This window comes from Pontibacter fetidus, from assembly GCF_010119545.1.
GTDB lineage: Bacteria > Bacteroidota > Bacteroidia > Cytophagales > Hymenobacteraceae > Pontibacter > Pontibacter fetidus.
Genome location: NZ_JAAEAA010000003.1, coordinates 40783 through 57908, shown reverse-complemented (window position 1 = coordinate 57908; position 17126 = coordinate 40783). Strand labels below are relative to the sequence as shown.

Sequence of the window (17126 nt, the reverse complement as noted above, 5' to 3'; positions counted from 1 at the left end):
GAAGCAAGCAAGTTCAAACTATAGTTAGTGGTGAATAGTAGAAAGATATCAGTCTTTGGGTTGAGCGCCTTTGACTTGTTGCGGTGCCGCAGGCAATCCGAGGAACGAGGATAGCAAGAAGGCAGCAGCGCGATGCCCAAAGACGGGGCCTCCCGGCCGTGAGGGAGCCAAAGTATAATTGAAACGATAGGTCAGTAAAGCTCCCAGGAATGAAGGAGATTTGAAAGGATGGCTTGGTTAAAGTTTCAGAAAACAGGAACTATATGCTGAGATAGATTTCTCGACTACGCTCGAAATGACAAAGTAAGAACTCTAGACTTTAGCTATAGGACACATAAGATTCCTCGGCTGTTCTCGGGATGACAAAGAGGTACTATAGCAATAGACGTTAGCAGAAGCTGTACATATTGCAAGGTCTGGCAATTCTTAACTAAAGAAAATAAAAAGAATAAGTATAAAAAGAAGGAAGAACCCATACATGACCAGGTCAAGAGAATAGTCTTTATACTTATGAAATAAATCTCTGAATCGTTTCACTACAATGGCTGTTGTACTGATACAAATGTATAGAATTTCGGGCTAACCTATTCAAAGTGTTGGTGTGGCAAAAACTAAAACCTGTTTAAATTAGTTACCTTTACGCCTGAACTGATAGCAAGGCCGAGAAGCATTATGGAGAAAAGGTGGGTATACAAGCAGCAAGCATCCGAAGAGATCGTTAAGAACCTGGCCGAGAGCCTGAAGGTGAGCCCCACAATTGCAGGTATACTTTGTCAGCGCGACATCTGTACGTTTGAGGAAGCAAAAGCTTTTTTCCGCCCATCCATTGCCGACCTGCACGACCCGTTCCTGATGAAGGACATGCACCGTGCCGTTAACCGCCTGACAGAAGCCCTGCACCGTTCCGAAAAAATACTGGTTTATGGTGATTACGATGTAGATGGCACCACTTCGGTAGCGTTGATGTATGGTTTTCTGCGCCACTATACTCACCAGATAGAATTTTACATCCCGGACAGATATAAAGAAGGCTACGGCGTTTCGACGGCAGGAATAGAGTACGCCGCAGAACATGGTTTCGGGTTGATCATTAGCCTGGACTGTGGAATTAAATCTGCGGATAAAGTGGCCTATGCAGCTAGCTTCGGAATTGATTTTATTATCTGCGATCACCACTTGCCTGACAACGATATACCACAGGCAGTAGCCGTACTGGACCCAAAACAAATAGATTGCCCATATCCTTACAAAGAGCTGTCGGGGTGCGGAGTTGGTTTTAAACTGCTGCAAGCTTTCTGTTTGCAAAACGGCGTAGAGCTGGAAGAGCTTTTTAACTTCCTTGATTTAGTAGTTGTAAGTATAGCTGCCGATATAGTACCTATTACCGGTGAAAACAGGATATTGGCTTACTTCGGGTTACAATTACTGAACGGGCCACAACCAACCCGCCCTGGTCTGGATGCCTTAAAAGAGCTTGCAGCAATAACCGGCGAAATGGATATCACAAGTATAGTTTTCGGGTTTTCGCCGCGTATAAATGCCGCAGGGCGTATGGGCGATGCCAAGAACTCGGTGCGCATGCTGTTGGCCCAGACAAAAGATGAAGCCTTTAAAATGGCCGATATCATTAACGAGTCTAACAAGGAGCGGCGAAGCAAAGACAGCAACATTACCAAAGAAGCCCTTCAGATGATAGAGGAGGATGATTTTCTGCGGAATGCAAAGTCAACTGTTTTATACAAAGAGAACTGGCATAAAGGCGTGATCGGGATTGTGGCCTCACGTTGCATCGAGAAATACTATAGGCCAACCATTATACTTACCCATTCCAACGGTAAAGCTTCGGGCTCGGCGCGCTCGGTGCATGGCTTTAATGTGCATAGCGCCATAGAGAGCTGCTCTGATTTGTTAGATCAGTATGGTGGGCACATGTATGCAGCAGGCTTAACTTTACCAATAGAGAATATTCCGGCCTTTAGAGAGCGCTTTGAGCACTTTGTATCGAATGCTATCACCGAAGAGCAGCAAACCCCCCAGATCGAAATAGACACGCTGATCAATTTCAGCCAGATAACCCGTAACTTTTTTGGGATCATAAAACAGATGGAGCCGTTTGGGCCAGGTAACATGCGCCCTGTGTTTGTATCGGAGTGTGTGTACGATACTGGTAACCTGCGCGTAGTGGGCGATACACACCTAAAACTTCGCCTGACCCAGGATGGCTATACTTCCTTCGATGCCATTGCTTTTGGTTTCGGCGATTATTACCACCACATCTCCAAAGGTATTCCGTTTGATGTTTGCTATACCATAGAAGAGAACAACTATAGGGGCAACATCACCACCCAGCTTTCTATCAAAGATATCCGCTTTAAATAAAAAAAGCAGCCTGTACTTGGGGTAAAGGCTGCTTCTGAAATGCTATAGTTGCTCTAGTTATGGCTGTGGAAATCTATGCTTTAGCTGCTGTAACGGGCTAACCTGCTCACTTGCTATCGTTACCTCCGGCAGGCAAAGCTCCGATAATTTATCCATGTCGCCGGCAAAAAAGTTAATATCTACTGCCGAGTTTATACCAGATACCGAACCACGGTCAGTGTACTGCCAGAACATCCAGCTATCGGTGTGGTGCACTTCCGGTTGCACAGGGCTGTAACGCGCAATCCAGAAATGATATTCTGTAAAATGACCCTGTAACCAGCGGCGATAGTAGTTCTGGCTGGTATAGATGATAGGCTTGGCGCCGTAATGCTTGGTAACAGCTTCGAGCCAGGTTTTAATATTGGCACGTAGCTGCTCGCCGCTCATCTTTGGGTCAGCAATCTCAACATCCAGCACAGGGGGCAGGTCGCCGGGAGCTAAAGTTACAGTGCTGGTAAACAAATTGATCTGGTCCTGTATCGGAGCCTCGGGCTTAAAGAAATGATACGCACCACGCTTTATGCCATGGCGTTTAGTTTCTTCCCAGTTACGCGCAAAAAAAGGATCTAACCTGAAATCGCCCTGGGTAGCTTTTACGAAGGCAAACGTTACACCCGCATCTTTTACCTGCAGCCAATCTACTTCTTTTTGCCACCTCGATACATCAATACCTTTGAGTGTAGCGTTGTTGGTAGTATTAGTTTCGCCACCGTTATCTATAGTTTCAGAAACAATATTTTCTGCAACAGCAGTATTATAACTTGCCAGGGATGAAACCCAAAGCAAGCCGGTAAGCGCAGCATGTTTGCTTAATGATAGGAGTAAAGAAAGCGTCATAAAAAGGCATTTGGCTAAAAGTATTTTAATTTAAATAACTAACTGCTGACATACAAGCTGATACAGTAACTTTTATAAAGATTGTTATAAAAGTTAAATTGTACAAAAGCAGGAGCTAGCCTCTGCAACACCATTACGATAGCTAAAAGTTGCAGCATTGCAGTATGATATGATAATCCGTAACTTAGCCAGATGATACTTAGAGCTGAGCACTTATTTAAGAAATATAAATCGCGCCATGTAGTAAACGACGTGAGCGTAGAAGTGAACCAGGGAGAAATAGTAGGGTTGCTCGGACCAAACGGAGCCGGTAAAACAACCTCTTTCTATATGATTGTGGGGTTGGTAAAGCCTAATTCCGGTAAAATATTTCTGGACACTGAAGACATTACAGCTATGCCTATGTACCAGCGTGCCAAGCGTGGGGTTGGTTACCTGGCCCAGGAAGCATCTGTTTTCAGGCAGCTGACCGTGGAAGAAAACATTATGGCGGTGCTAGAGATGACTAATAAAACCAAGGAGGAGCAACGCCAGAAGGTAGAAGAGCTGTTGGAGGAATTCTCGCTGACCCACGTGCGCAAAAACAAAGGTGTAGTACTATCCGGTGGTGAGCGCCGCCGTACCGAAATTGCCCGTGCCCTTGCCGTAGACCCCAGCTTTGTGTTGCTGGATGAGCCTTTTGCCGGTGTAGACCCCATTGCCGTGGAAGAGATACAAAGTATAGTTGCCAAGCTGAAGAGCAAAAACATCGGTATCCTTATCACAGACCACAACGTAAACGAGACCCTTTCTATCACTGACCGGGCCTATCTTCTTTTCGAAGGTAAAATTCTGAAGTCAGGAACTGCTGAAGAACTGGCCGCCGACGAACAGGTACGCCGTGTATACTTAGGTAAGCACTTTGAGCTTAAGCGTAAGATTTAGGTTTAATTGTTAAATGGTTAAATTGTTGTTTGATAAGAGATAAATGGAAGAGAAAAGATATCTCAAATTAAATGACATAGAAGCCTACAGAATAAGCTATGCTCTGAGCAACTATATCTGGGATAATGTAATGAACTGGAGCCGTTTTGCGCAGAATACAGTAGGAGAGCAGTATATAACAGCGATAGATAGCGTATCAGCTAATATTGCTGAGGGTTTCGGTAGATACGGTAAGAAAGATAAAATTAAGTTTTACCGTTATGCGCAAGGGTCCATGTACGAGTCATTTAACTGGACCTAGAAGGCAAGAGCACGTAAGTTGATTAATGAAGAGCAGTACAACCATATCCTTGGCGAATTGAAAAAGCTACCAATAGCAATCAATAGCCTTGTTAAGTGGACAAATAACAATTTAACAATTTAACCATCAACAATTTAGCCACCAATTAACTTGGAAATAATTAACTCTATAGTTACCTGGGTAATGAAGAAGCGGATCCATGACATTGATCTGTTTCGGAAGTACCCGCATGAGGTACAGAACGAGCTGTTTCAGAACCTGATCAATACCGCAAAAGGGACAGAATGGGGTAAAAAGTATGGCTATAGCGATGAGCTGTCGGTGCGTGAGTTTCAGGAGCGTGTGCCGGTTACTACCTACGAGGAACTATACCCGTACATTGAGCGCGTAATGATGGGGGAGCAAAACCTGCTGTGGCCAAGTAAAGTTGAGTGGTTTGCTAAATCATCTGGTACTACCAATGCCCGCAGCAAATTTATACCTGTAAGCCCGGAGTCGCTGGAAGATTGTCACTACAAGGGCGGGAAGGATATGTTGTCTATCTATGTGAACCTGTACCCTGAAACCAAGCTGTTTACCGGTAAAGGACTGAGTATAGGTGGCAGTCATCGCCCAAGCGAAATAAACTCCAAGATAAATTGCGGCGACGTTTCTGCAGTTATCATGCAGAACCTGCCTATCTGGGCCGAGGCCATTCGTACGCCTCCGCTTAAAATAGCCCTGATGGATAAGTGGGAAGAGAAAATAGAGAAGATGGTGGAGGTAACCGTGCCCGAAAATGTGACCAGCATGAGCGGCGTACCCACCTGGACCTACGTACTTTTAAAACGTATTCTGGAAGTTACCGGCAAAAATAATATCCTGGAAGTATGGCCTAACCTGGAGCTCTTTACGCATGGAGCTGTTGCCTTTGGCCCGTACCGTCAGTTATTTAAAGAGATTATCCCATCTGATAAAATGAATTACCTGGAAGTATACAATGCTTCGGAAGGGTTTTTCGGGATACAGGACCAGGCCGGAACAGAAGATGAGATGCTGCTGATGCTGGACTATGGCGTATACTACGAGTTTATACCAATGGACCAGTTTGAGGAAGAAAACCCCAAAACGATGACACTGGACCAGGTTGAATTAGGAAAGAACTACGCTATAGTTATCTCTACCAATGCCGGCCTATGGCGCTATAAAATCGGCGATACAATCCGTTTTACCAGCCTCAGTCCTTACCGCATCAAGATATCAGGCCGTACCAAGCACTTTATAAATGCCTTCGGAGAAGAAGTTATAGTTGAGAATGCCGAAGCCGCCATTACCAAAGCCTGCGAAGCGACAGGAGCTATCATCACCAACTTTACTGCTGCGCCTGTGTATATGGGAAGCGGCAAGCGCGGTGGACACGAATGGCTGATAGAATTTGAGAAAGCACCGGATAACCTGAAGCAATTCACGTATCTCCTCGACGAAACCCTGCGCGAAGTAAACTCTGATTACGATGCTAAGCGCCAGAACGATATTGCCCTGCAAGGCCCGATTGTACATGCTGCTCCACAAGGTACTTTTATGAACTGGCTCCGCGATAAAGGCAAACTAGGCGGACAAAACAAAGTACCACGCCTGAGCAACTCCCGCGAATACCTGGAAGAGATTATGCAGGTAAATAATCTTGGGTGAGTTCTGAGTCTTGATTTCTGAGTTAATAAAACAAAATGTCCGGTAAGTATAAACTTACCGGACATTTTGTTTTATAGTTCCTTTAATGCCGCAAGTATAGCTTTAGCCGGATCTTTAAACTATAGTTTACTTTTCAGTTCTCTCGCTCGCGTCCCGCGAGTGTGGGTTAACAGCGGACTCTGGCCGATTTAAAATATGTGTAAGGAATAAGTGGCGGGACGCCACCAGTAGCTCACACTCGCCAGAGGCGAGCGAGTGCAATTATAAATTATAGTTTTAAAGTTTATAATTACCAGACATTCTTGTTTTAGAGCTTATTCAAGCATTGTAAAATCAATTACGTTCCAATTATCCAGAGAGTCTGTTTTGAGAACAATATGAATAGGTAAATCGCTTTTGCTTCCTTCAACTGTATAGCTAAAATAAGCAACGCCACCTTTAGAGTTATGCTCAATTGATCCAGAAGTAAAAAAACTATAGCCCTTTATTTCTCCGGTTTCTTTAAGGACATCTGGATTTGTCTCAATATATTTTTGAGAAGCCTTATAAGCACCTGCATCTTTTACCTTAACAGATATAACAACAATTATAGTAGATGCAATTAAGAAAAGACCAATAAAGGCTCCAACTATGATTTTAGTTATCCGGTTCATAAAGTTTGAGGTAGTTTATGGGTAAGGTATAAAGCACACTATGAACTTACTCCAAAAAGCTACTTAAAATACTGCCTTCTTTGCGGGCGTTTTCGCCTTGTGGCATCAGTGCCTGAATCAGTTTCTTAACCGGCATAGACTGCAGCCAAACACGGCCGGTGCCACGCAATGTAGCTAAAAACAGACCTTCACCACCAAATATCATCGATTTCAGTCCGCCGGCGCGCTGCACGCTAAAGTCTATCCCTTCTTCAAAAGCCACTACGCAGCCTGTATCTACTCTCAGGGTTTCGTTATTCAGCTGCTTCTCAACTATAGTTCCGCCGGCGTGTATAAAGGCCATGCCATCGCCCTGCATCTTTTGCAGAATAAAGCCTTCGCCGCCAAAGAAACCTGCTCCTAAACGCTGGTTAAAATGGATGCTCAGTTTTGTGCCTAGTGCAGCTGCCAGGAAAGCGTCTTTCTGCGTGATAAGCGTGCGGTTACGGATAGTTGTCAGGTCAACCGGAAGGATAGTGCCCGGGTAAGGTGCGGAGAAGGCCACACGGCTTTTGCCATGCCCCATGTGGGTAAAGTGCGTCATAAACAGCGATTCGCCAGTAATAAGGCGGCTACCTGCCGATACCAGTTTTCCTAAAAATCCCTGGCTTGGGCTGGACCCATCGCCCATTTTGGTCTGGAAATCGATGCCTTCCTCCATGTACACCATGGCGCCGGCTTCGGCAATTACTGTTTCCTGCGGGTCCAGTTCAATCTCCAGCACCTGTATGTCGTTGCCAAAAATCTTGTAGTCAATTTCGTGTGAATTTCTCATAGTTTATCCTGATTAGTTATAGTACAGCAAGATAATAAATTAGCAGAAATTGACCGGCAACTATAGTTAAACTTGCTCTTTTGGTTAGGGAAAGAACTATAAACTATAGTTAATCTTCTTCCTCATCCTCGTCGGCTTTCCGCTTTGGTTTAACAGGCAGGTCATCTTCGTCATCCGATACAGAACTGGTGCCTCGTACAAAGTCCTCGTCGGTTTCTTCTACTTCTTCGCCCTCTTCTACATGATACTCTTCTTCTTCGCGTTTGGCTTTTTCTGCAGCGTCGCGTTTTACGAGTTTTTTGTCATCCACATTTTTGTTCAGGAACTCGTTTATTCTGTCAATACTATAGTTAGAGATGATCTCTCCGTGTTCGTTTACCTTTATTTCAAATCCCTCAAGGTCTTTATGCACTTTGGATTTCTTTTTACTCTTATCGGGTTTCTTATTTCTAGCCATGATCTTATAGTTTATATTCCCTGATGTTATAAGTAGAAAAAGGCAAATAGTTACGGTTGGTGTGGCCAGCTATAGTTTGCAGCAATAAAAAAGGCTGACCCGGTTAACGGATCAGCCTTCTTGTTTAAAGCTATAGTTGCTTACTCGGCAGTAGCGTACTGGCTAAGCTTGGCAATAGCCGTTTCGATGCGGGCTATAGTTTCCTCACGACCAATTATCTCGATGATCTGCATCAGGTCCGGGCCAGCTTCGGCGCCGGTTACAGCAAGGCGAAGCGCCTGCATTACCTGGCCTATCTTCATACCGTTACGTTCCAGTATAGTTGTCAGCAGCTCTTTTACCGAATCAGCATTAAAGTCCGCTATAGTTGGCAATTCGTTCTTAAACTGCTCAAACACAGCAACCGACTGGGCATTCCACTTTTTAGAAGCTACCTTCTCGTTATATTCTTCAGGGGCAACAAAGAAATAAGCGGCCTCTTTCCAAAAATCCTGCGGGAAGCTCACACGCTCTTTCATTAGTCCGGCAACTTTGGCGGCTTTCTCGTGTGTGCAATCAATGTTATGCTCTTCCAGCGCAGTTAGCAGGTAACCTGCCAGTTCGCTGTCTGGTTTGGCGCGCAGGTATTGTTCGTTAAACCAACGGGCTTTCTGAATATCGAAACGTGTACCAGACTTACCGATACGCTCTACTGTAAACTCGTTTGCCAGTTCTTGCATCGAGAAGATCTCCTGCTGCGTGCCCGGGTTCCAGCCCAGGAAAGCAAGGAAGTTAACAAAGGCATCCGGTAAATAACCAGCCTCGCGGTAACCAGAAGAAATCTCACCTGTAAACGGATCCTGCCAGTGCAGCGGGAATACCGGGAAGCCCAGCTTATCGCCGTCGCGCTTGCTAAGTTTTCCGTTTCCGTCTGGTTTAAGTAACAATGGTAAGTGGGCAAACTCAGGCATGGTATCTTCCCAACCTAAGTAGCGGTAAAGCAACACGTGCAACGGCGCAGACGGTAACCACTCTTCCCCGCGTATCACGTGCGTGATCTTCATCAGGTGGTCATCCACAATATTAGCCAGGTGGTAGGTTGGCATACCATCCGACTTCATCAATACTTTATCATCTATAGAAGAAGAGTGTACCATAACCCAGCCACGGATCATATCTTTCAGGCGAATCTCTTCTTTACGCGGTACTTTTAAACGGATCACATACGGTGCACCAGACTCCAGAAGCTTTTTCACTTCATCCTCAGGCATGGTAAGCGAGTTGCGCATAGTGGCACGCGTAATGGCGTTGTACTGTGGCGTAGCTACTTTGGCAGCTTTCAGTCGCTCACGCATCGCTTCCAGTTCTTCGGCAGTATCAAAAGCATAGTAGGCGTGGCCGTCGTTCACCAACTGTAGGGCATACTGCATATACATTGGCTTGCGTTCCGACTGGCGGTAAGGCGCATACGGGCCACCATTCCATGGGCTTTCATCCAGCTCAATTCCACACCACTCCAGCGACCGGCGTATGTAATCTTCGGCACCTGGCACAAAACGATTCTGGTCTGTATCTTCTATTCTAAGTATCATTTTACCACCGGTTTTGCGGGCCAGCAGGTAATTGTAAAGGGCCGTGCGAACACCGCCTATATGAAGCGCCCCGGTTGGGCTTGGTGCAAAGCGTACTCTAACTTCTCTTTCCATGTATGGTCGTCTTCTGGTAATCGTCTAATTCGGGCGCAATTTACAAAATAAAGTACGTAATCGTAAGTATAAACGGCAGCTTCGTTTCATGTTATCCTTTATACATAAAGCGCAAGTACAAACAATATCAGGTATTTGCGTATCAGCGTAAGTACGCATAGCTAAAACCGGCCCGGATGGTACGCTCCCGACTTCTTATGATCTGGCTCCTGCTCGAGGAAACTTGGCTGGAGTTCCTGGATAACAACTCTTTTCAGAAGGGAGCGGCATTGGCATACTATACCATTTTTGCGCTGCCGCCAATGCTCATCATCATCATTAGTGCCAGTGGCTATTTCCTGGAAGAGCAGGCCGTATCGGGGGAGATATACTATAGAATAAAAGAACTGATAGGTTCGGAAGGGGCGTATGCCGTGCAGAAGATGGTGGAAAATGTAAATGCTTTCACTAACCTGAACCTGGCGGCTATAGTTGGCGGCGTGGCGTTGTTTATTGCCGCAACCGGCTTGTTTGTCTCCCTGCAGGATTCCCTGAACGAAATATGGTATGTAAAGCCCAAGCCTAAACGTGGCTACCTTAAACTCTTGCTCGACCGGTTTCTTTCTTTCGGGATGATCCTGGTTATTGCGATCATCCTTTTACTATCGTTACTGGCGAACACTGTGCTGGTTATCATCGGCGATTTCCTGACGGCTCGTTTCTCAGGTTGGATCGTGTATGTACTGCACCTGGCTAATTTTATGTCGAGTCTGGTGATGATGTCCTTCCTGTTTGGCTGCATTTACAGGTTTCTTCCGGATGCCAGGATCAAATGGCGTGATGTGTGGGTGGGAGCTATAGTTACAGCACTGCTATTTTCGATTTTCAGAGGGATTATCGGGTTTTACCTGGGCAAGAATGATGTAGCTTCGGTATATGGGGCAGCTGGTTCTGTCGTGATCATTTTAACCTGGGTTTTCTTTACTTCCCAGATCATTTTTTTCGGGGCGGTTTTCACGTTTGTGTACTCCCGCAAATACGGGCATAATATTTACCCGGCTACTTACGCAGTGCGTGTTATAAGGCAGGAAATTGAAGTAGGCAACTCAGCTGTAAACGCAGAACCCGGTAAACACGAACGGGAAGTGTATGGTGGCGAAGAAGAGCCTATAGTTCCACCAGAAGAAACGGAGAAAGAACAGGGAGCAAATATTTAGAATTAAAAGTTTGGCAATTTTATGGTAAAGTGGTAAAAATTTATATTTTTATACTTATATGAGAGCCCGTAATATAATCTGGATTGCGATAGCTCTACTAACCGGTTTAATCGGATTTGCAGCTATGACCTTCCTTTCTATTGGAGGAAGTGAAACTGAAACTATAGTTATAGATCAGATCAGCAGTCCGCACAACTATAAAGTAATTGCCCCGCTTAGGGCTGATGAGTATGTGCATAACCTGAAAATAGTAGTGCGCGGAAGTATAAATGATACCGCTATGATTGGTAATGTAAAGTTGCTGGCCGGGAAGGTTAATAAAGTCATTTATAACAGTGACTGGTATAGTCCTGATTACGAATTGAGGTACAAACCATATAAGGCTATCGAAGGTAGCTTAAAGGTCGATTTGACCTTCTCTTACCTGAATTAATACAACTATAGTTACTCTATATGTATCGTTATTTCCTGCTCGCTTTATTTCTATTTGCCTGTTCAAGCAGTAAAATCCAAAGCCTTGGCGATAGCTTTGAGATTATTAGACTGAAGTCGAAAGGCGGCGGAAGTTATATAACCATAGGCACTTATCACTTTGAGGATAAACAGGAAAGAACACCTGCATTCTATTACATCAACAATGTAGTTATTGATCCCGCAAACAAACTAGCTGATACAACTATAACTGTTCAGCCGGGCGACTTTAAAATCAGGGCAAAATATATTTCTAAGCTGGAAACTGGCTTGGATAAGCTTACTATATCCAAAGGCGATTCAGTTTATATAAAGCTATACCTGAAAGACGATCCGGAGCCGCTTAACTAGAAATAAGCTACAAACAAAAACGCCTCCCAAAATAACTTGAAGGCGTTTTTGTTTGTAGTTAGTAATTACTTCACTGCAATACAGGAAATCTCCACATTCACGTCTTTTGGCAGGCGGCTAACTTCTACAGTTTCGCGGGCAGGAGGGTTGCTGGTAAAGTAGCTGCCATAGGTTTCGTTTATCTTACCAAAGTTGTTCAGGTCTTTTACAAAAATGCTGCATTTTACTACGTTGCTGAAATCCATGCCAGCTTCTGAAAGTATAAACTGCAGGTTCTTCATCACCATGTGCGTTTCGTCCTCGATCCTGCCAGTCACCAGTTCGCTGGTCTGTTGGTTTAGCGGTATCTGACCCGAAACATAAAGTACGCCGTTGGCCATAGTTGCCTGGCTGTAAGGCCCGATCGGGGCAGGAGCATTCTGTGCGTTAACTATAGTATGTGCCATTCTGAATAAGTTTAAATGTTTATCTTTACCATCAAAAGTACAGAATTATGCACATACTTGTTTTGGCTGGCCCCGAAATGGCCGCAGAGTTTAGGCAGAAATTTCCGGAAACTGATAACGGCGTACGTTACACGTTCCTGCAGAGCCATAATATAATTGATGAGCAACTGGAGCCTTCTGATGTAGTGTTTGATTTTCTGCTGCATGAGCAACCGGAACGTTTGAGCTATTACGCCCCCGAACAAGTAGTTTTCTGTAATGCAGCAACCATGCAATTAGCGGCGCTGGTGAAAGAAGCAAATGCGGATAGACCCTGTACTTTAATTGGCTTTAACGGATTGCCTTCGCTTTTTAACCGCCCGGTGCTGGAAGTAAGCCTGCTACATGATGGCTGCGAAGCAAAACTGAAAGAGGTATGTAGTGTACTGGGAACAGATTACCTAATTGTTGCTGACCGCGTGGGCATGGTTACGCCGCGTATACTTTGCATGATCATTAACGAAGCCTGCTATACTTTGCAGGAAAGAACTGCAGGTATAAATGACATTGATCTGGGGATGAAGCTGGGTACCAATTACCCGAAAGGTCCTTTTGAGTGGGCTAACCTGATAGGGATAGCTAATGTGTATAATTTGCTGCAGGCCGTTTACGAAGACACAAAAGAAGAACGCTACAAAGTCTGCCCTTTGCTTAAAACAAAATACCTAACAGGCCAGAAGTTCGAAGTATAAACTATAGCTGCAAGCATAAAAAAGGAGACCTGTTCGGGTCTCCTTTTTTGTTTTATAGTTAGTAGTAATTACTCTACTGTTACTGATTTTGCAAGGTTACGAGGCTGGTCTACGTTGCAACCGCGCATTACTGCAATGTGGTAAGATAACAACTGAAGCGGAACGACAGATAATAGTGGCATCAGGTGCTCGCTTGTCTCTGGTATCTCGATCACGTGGTCAGCCATGGCAGGTATAGTTGTGTCGCCTTCGGTAACTACAGCAATCACTTTTCCTTTACGCGCCTTTACTTCCTGCACATTCGATACGATCTTCTCGTAAGAGCTGTCTTTTGTAGCGATAACTACAACTGGCATCTGCTCATCTATTAGCGCTATCGGCCCGTGCTTCATTTCTGCGGCTGGGTAACCTTCGGCATGTATGTAAGAGATCTCTTTCAGTTTAAGCGCGCCTTCCAGGGCAACCGGGAAGTTATACCCACGACCTAAGTACAGGAAGTTAGTAGCATCTTTATAGATAGCTGAAATTTCTTCGATCTGCTTATCCAGCTTAAGTGTTTCTTCTACTTTTGCAGGTATCTGCTCCAGTTCAGCGATCAGTTGGTGTAGTTTGCTGGTTTCTATAGTTCCGCGCTTGCTACCGATGATCATGGCAATAAGCGTAAGTACAGTAACCTGTGCTGTAAACGCTTTAGTAGAAGCCACACCAATTTCAGGACCAGCGTGCGTATAAGCGCCAGCATCAGTAGCACGTGCAATAGATGAACCTACCACGTTACAGATACCGAAAATAGTAGCACCTTTAGATTTCGCAAGTTCTATAGCTGCCAACGTATCAGCCGTCTCACCAGACTGTGAAATAGCAATTACAATGTCGTTTTCGTTTACGATCGGGTTACGATAACGGAACTCTGAAGCATATTCTACTTCAACCGGTATGCGGGCCAGATCTTCGATCAGGTATTCTGCTACCAAGCCGGCATGCCATGATGTACCGCAGGCAACTATAAGTATACGCTGGGCATTTGCGAATTTATTTTCGTACTCACGGATACCGCCCATCATTAAATGGTTATTCTCCGCGATCATACGGCCACGCATGCTGTCCAATATAGAGCGAGGCTGCTCAAATATTTCTTTCAGCATAAAGTGCTCGTAACCACCTTTCTCAATCGACTCCAAGGCAAGCTCCAGACGTTGAATATAAGGTGTTTGCTGCACATCCTCTTTTGTACGGATATCTAACTTACCATCTTTAACTACGGCAATTTCATAGTCGTTCAGGTAAATCACATCGTTGGTATACTCAATGATCGGAGTAGCATCAGAAGCAAAGAAGTACTCGCCTTCGCCAACACCAACTACCAGCGGGCTACCTTTACGGGCTGCCACCATGTGGTTCGGATCATCTTTTGATAAAACAACTATAGCGTAAGCACCTACTACTTCATGTAAAGCTAAACGTACTGCTTCTACCAATGTGCAGTTTGTTGTCGTGCGGATATCTTCGATCAGGTTAATGAAAACCTCAGAGTCGGTGTCAGACTGGAACGTATGGCCTTTCTCAAGTAACAGCGTTTTCAGGGCTGCATAGTTCTCTATAATACCGTTATGAATAATGGCGATTTTGCCTGATGTAGAGTAATGCGGGTGTGCATTTACATCATTTGGCTCACCGTGGGTTGCCCAGCGCGTATGGCCCATGCCAATATTGCCATGTACATTTTTGTCAGCAATAAACCCTTCCAGTTCGCTAACTTTACCCTTTTTCTTGTAAACGTTCAGCTCACCATTCATCAGGGCTATACCAGCACTATCGTATCCTCTGTATTCCAGGCGCTTAAGGCCTTTAATAATTATTGGGCAAGCTTCTCTATGCCCTACGTATGCTACAATTCCGCACATAAGTCTGTTGTATATAAACTATAATAGGTACCCGCAAAGGTACCTATTAAAAATATTTTATAATATAATTTAATCCAGTTTTGAGAAGTAAATACGCAGCTTCACACCTCTATCGGCAGTATTAACAAGGATAGCCCTTTTAGGCACACTTTCGTTGCTTAGCGAATTACCACTCGTGCCAGGCTGGAACTTTGCAGGTGTAATCAGTAAGCTGCTGTTTGGCTTTTTGCCATCTATAATTGCCTGCACATAAGCCGTTACATTTACTCTATAGTTTGCCTCTTTTGTGTCTTCTTTTTTTACCAGAGCTAACGCAGTCGGGAAGGCATAAGAATCTAATGCATTTGGGTTGTCAACTGGTACCGTTTTCGGGATGCCCTTGTTGGTGTAAAGTATGCGGTTAGAGTTGTTGGTTTCGTAAATGCCCAGATACTCGGGTGCTGTAAGCGTTTCGAAGGAGTTATTTTTAACAGGTACTACAAGTTCTGCCCTGTTAATTACGATGTTACCATACTTTTCCTTCATTTTGGTTAAGTGAGGTATACTAAGCTTGGCAAGCAATTGTGTGCCCGCCTGCACATACATCTCGTCTCCGGTTTCTGAAGATTTAAGTAATTCGTATTTTGACAGGCCTGCCAGTGCTGTTCCGGTGCGGTTTGCTTCAATTTTGGTGAAGTTACGAATGCTGGTTCCGCCCATAAAAAAGTTCTGCTCCTTTTTTTCGGTACCGTTTTTATAGTAAAGCGTAAGCTTTGTTTTGCTGGAACTGGTATTTAAAGCGATCAATACGCGCGGGTCAGCTTGCGGAACTATAGCTATGCCTTTAAAGAACTGTACAAACTTAGCCTGATCTTTTAACGGGTCTTTGCCGGACTGCTCAAGCAATTCGTTGGCAAGCGCCAGGTCAAGACGTATTCTTGCAGGTTTGGTTGTCTCCGCTTTTGTTGTATCGTTTACAAAAACTTTTGGCTGGAAAGTTACGCTACCCAGTGCATCACCATCATAGCTCAGAGACGAGTTTGTAAAGTAAGATGCTTTATCCTGGAAGTTCTCTGTAAGGCGGTGTACACTTAATGTAAGGGGAGCAATTCCTTTAGCACCATAAATATCTGTTGAATAGTCCAGGCTCAGTACCAAAGAGTCAGCTACCGGAGTTGTACCAAAAGATACACTTTCGCCCGACAATCCTAATTCTGTAAATGCAGTTGCCTTAACATTTCCCAGCGTTGCATCCTGGTAACCACCAATAGAAAGTGGCAGTTGCCTAAAGGCAAGCACAGAGTCTGAATGCAGTACCGTGCCTGAATTTACAGTTAGCGTATCGGTATAAAAAGCTCCGATCTGGTTTTCATCTTGTAGGTCTAAGCCTATGTCAGATGGGTCTTCGCAGGATGCAAGTGTAGCAAGGGAAAAGAAGAAAAGGGTAAATCTTCTAACGGCTAAGTTCATTATACAGATTATAGTATGAATCTAAAAGGGTGTCGTCGGCGCTAACAGTGCTGATGTTCTTGGCAGTAAAATCGCTGAACAGGGCATTGATGTTGTCGCTGAAATCTTCGTTTGTTTTGATAACTGAGTCGGCATATTCCATACCTATTTTCAGGAAGCTGTCGATATCAGCAGACTTCAGGTGGCCCAGCATACTGTCATCAATATCCAACATCTTTACTTTCTCAGCCAGGTCGTCTGCAAACTTGTGTGTATAGTTGTGGTTATACACCGTAAACATCGACTTAGAGTCTTTAAAGATCGGATCTTTTTTATAAGTTGTTTTCAGGTACATTGGTATCAAACCGGTCATCCAGTCGTTGCAATGCACAATGTCCGGAGCCCAGCCAAGTTTCTTAACGGTTTCCAGCACGCCCTTGCAGAAGAAGATAGCACGCTCGTCGTTATCCTGGTGAAACTTGTTGTTCTTGTCAACAAAAACGGACTTTCTGTGAAAATAGTCTTCGTTGTCGATAAAATATACCTGTAATTTAGCATTCGGGATTGAAGCCACTTTGATTACCAGTGGTTTCTCGTCGTCGCCAACAGCGATGTTGATGCCTGAAAGACGAACAACCTCATGTAAACGGTTCTTGCGCTCGTTAATGATACCGAACCTTGGTACAAAGATGCGGATCTCCATGCCTCTTTCTTGCATCGCCTGTGGCAGTGTGTTCAGAAACTCTGCTACTTTTGTGGTCTGAAGGAAGGGAAGGATCTCGGTGGCGGCGTACAGAATTCGCAATTTTGACATGAGTTTGTAATTAAAAATTAAA

At 44.5% G+C, this 17126-nt stretch carries 17 protein-coding genes; 8 read left to right on the top strand and 9 right to left on the bottom strand.

Annotated elements, in window-relative coordinates; translation table 11 throughout:
• The first annotated feature begins 672 nt into the window (after window positions 1–672).
• Complete coding sequence (recJ, locus tag GWO68_RS02705; protein ID WP_202923648.1) at window positions 673–2379, top strand: single-stranded-DNA-specific exonuclease RecJ; 1707 nt, start codon at window positions 673–675, stop codon at window positions 2377–2379.
• Between the two features lie 57 nt (window positions 2380–2436).
• Here the strand turns inward: recJ and GWO68_RS02700 are convergent, their stop codons facing one another.
• Entirely contained in the window at window positions 2437–3258 is an 822-nt protein-coding gene (locus GWO68_RS02700) for a glycoside hydrolase family 25 protein (protein WP_162344874.1), read from the bottom strand.
• A gap of 192 nt (window positions 3259–3450) precedes the next feature.
• Here GWO68_RS02700 and lptB point away from each other — a divergent pair, with 192 nt between their 5' ends.
• From lptB to GWO68_RS02685, 3 genes are all read left to right on the top strand, one after another.
• A complete protein-coding gene (gene lptB, locus GWO68_RS02695; RefSeq protein ID WP_162344873.1) occupies window positions 3451–4182 on the top strand; it encodes an LPS export ABC transporter ATP-binding protein in 732 nt (243 codons plus the stop codon).
• A 43-nt stretch (window positions 4183–4225) separates the two neighbouring features.
• On the top strand, window positions 4226–4483 hold the full coding sequence (locus GWO68_RS02690; RefSeq protein ID WP_162344872.1) for a four helix bundle protein: 258 nt from the start codon (window positions 4226–4228) through the stop codon (window positions 4481–4483).
• 183 nt (window positions 4484–4666) lie between these two features.
• Entirely contained in the window at window positions 4667–6154 is a 1488-nt protein-coding gene (locus GWO68_RS02685; RefSeq protein WP_162345045.1) for a GH3 auxin-responsive promoter family protein, read from the top strand.
• Between the two features lie 314 nt (window positions 6155–6468).
• On the opposite strand, the gene GWO68_RS02680 is transcribed toward GWO68_RS02685, so the two are convergent.
• From GWO68_RS02680 to gltX, 4 genes are all read right to left on the bottom strand, one after another.
• Window positions 6469–6807 carry a hypothetical protein gene (locus tag GWO68_RS02680; protein ID WP_162344871.1) on the bottom strand — a complete coding sequence of 113 codons (339 nt, stop codon included), beginning with the start codon at window positions 6805–6807 and terminating at the stop codon, window positions 6469–6471.
• Between the two features lie 46 nt (window positions 6808–6853).
• Window positions 6854–7621 carry a TIGR00266 family protein gene (locus tag GWO68_RS02675; RefSeq protein WP_162344870.1) on the bottom strand — a complete coding sequence of 256 codons (768 nt, stop codon included), beginning with the start codon at window positions 7619–7621 and terminating at the stop codon, window positions 6854–6856.
• A 109-nt stretch (window positions 7622–7730) separates the two neighbouring features.
• Window positions 7731–8078: a hypothetical protein gene (locus GWO68_RS02670; protein WP_162344869.1), complete on the bottom strand. Its 348-nt coding sequence runs from the start codon at window positions 8076–8078 to the stop codon at window positions 7731–7733.
• A 140-nt stretch (window positions 8079–8218) separates the two neighbouring features.
• Window positions 8219–9763, bottom strand: coding sequence for a glutamate--tRNA ligase (gltX, locus tag GWO68_RS02665; protein WP_162344868.1), 1545 nt, complete (start codon window positions 9761–9763; stop codon window positions 8219–8221).
• A 176-nt stretch (window positions 9764–9939) separates the two neighbouring features.
• On the opposite strand from gltX, the gene GWO68_RS02660 reads away from it, so the two are divergent.
• From GWO68_RS02660 to GWO68_RS02650, 3 genes are read left to right on the top strand one after another with little or no spacing between them, the layout of a single operon-like run.
• Window positions 9940–10959: a YihY/virulence factor BrkB family protein gene (locus GWO68_RS02660; RefSeq protein ID WP_162344867.1), complete on the top strand. Its 1020-nt coding sequence runs from the start codon at window positions 9940–9942 to the stop codon at window positions 10957–10959.
• A 58-nt stretch (window positions 10960–11017) separates the two neighbouring features.
• Window positions 11018–11392, top strand: coding sequence for a hypothetical protein (locus GWO68_RS02655; RefSeq protein WP_235941914.1), 375 nt, complete (start codon window positions 11018–11020; stop codon window positions 11390–11392).
• A gap of 20 nt (window positions 11393–11412) precedes the next feature.
• Window positions 11413–11781 (top strand): hypothetical protein, encoded by a 369-nt coding sequence (locus tag GWO68_RS02650; protein WP_162344865.1) that lies wholly within the window; start codon window positions 11413–11415, stop codon window positions 11779–11781.
• Between the two features lie 65 nt (window positions 11782–11846).
• Here GWO68_RS02650 and GWO68_RS02645 read toward each other — a convergent pair whose 3' ends face one another.
• The gene (locus GWO68_RS02645; RefSeq protein ID WP_162344864.1) at window positions 11847–12227 is read right to left on the bottom strand and encodes a RidA family protein; all 381 of its coding nucleotides are present in this window, start codon (window positions 12225–12227) and stop codon (window positions 11847–11849) included.
• A 47-nt stretch (window positions 12228–12274) separates the two neighbouring features.
• Between GWO68_RS02645 and GWO68_RS02640 the strand changes: the two genes are divergently transcribed.
• The gene (locus GWO68_RS02640; protein ID WP_162344863.1) at window positions 12275–12958 is read left to right on the top strand and encodes a 3-hydroxyacyl-CoA dehydrogenase family protein; all 684 of its coding nucleotides are present in this window, start codon (window positions 12275–12277) and stop codon (window positions 12956–12958) included.
• A 68-nt stretch (window positions 12959–13026) separates the two neighbouring features.
• Here the strand turns inward: GWO68_RS02640 and glmS are convergent, their stop codons facing one another.
• The 3 genes from glmS to GWO68_RS02625 form a co-directional block, all read right to left on the bottom strand.
• Window positions 13027–14862, bottom strand: coding sequence for a glutamine--fructose-6-phosphate transaminase (isomerizing) (glmS, locus tag GWO68_RS02635; protein ID WP_162344862.1), 1836 nt, complete (start codon window positions 14860–14862; stop codon window positions 13027–13029).
• A gap of 69 nt (window positions 14863–14931) precedes the next feature.
• Complete coding sequence (locus GWO68_RS02630) at window positions 14932–16311, bottom strand: DUF4270 family protein (RefSeq protein WP_162344861.1); 1380 nt, start codon at window positions 16309–16311, stop codon at window positions 14932–14934.
• Complete coding sequence (locus GWO68_RS02625) at window positions 16295–17104, bottom strand: glycogen/starch synthase (protein ID WP_162344860.1); 810 nt, start codon at window positions 17102–17104, stop codon at window positions 16295–16297. The genes GWO68_RS02630 and GWO68_RS02625 overlap by 17 nt, the downstream gene beginning before the upstream one ends.
• Between the last annotated feature and the right edge of the window lie 22 nt (window positions 17105–17126).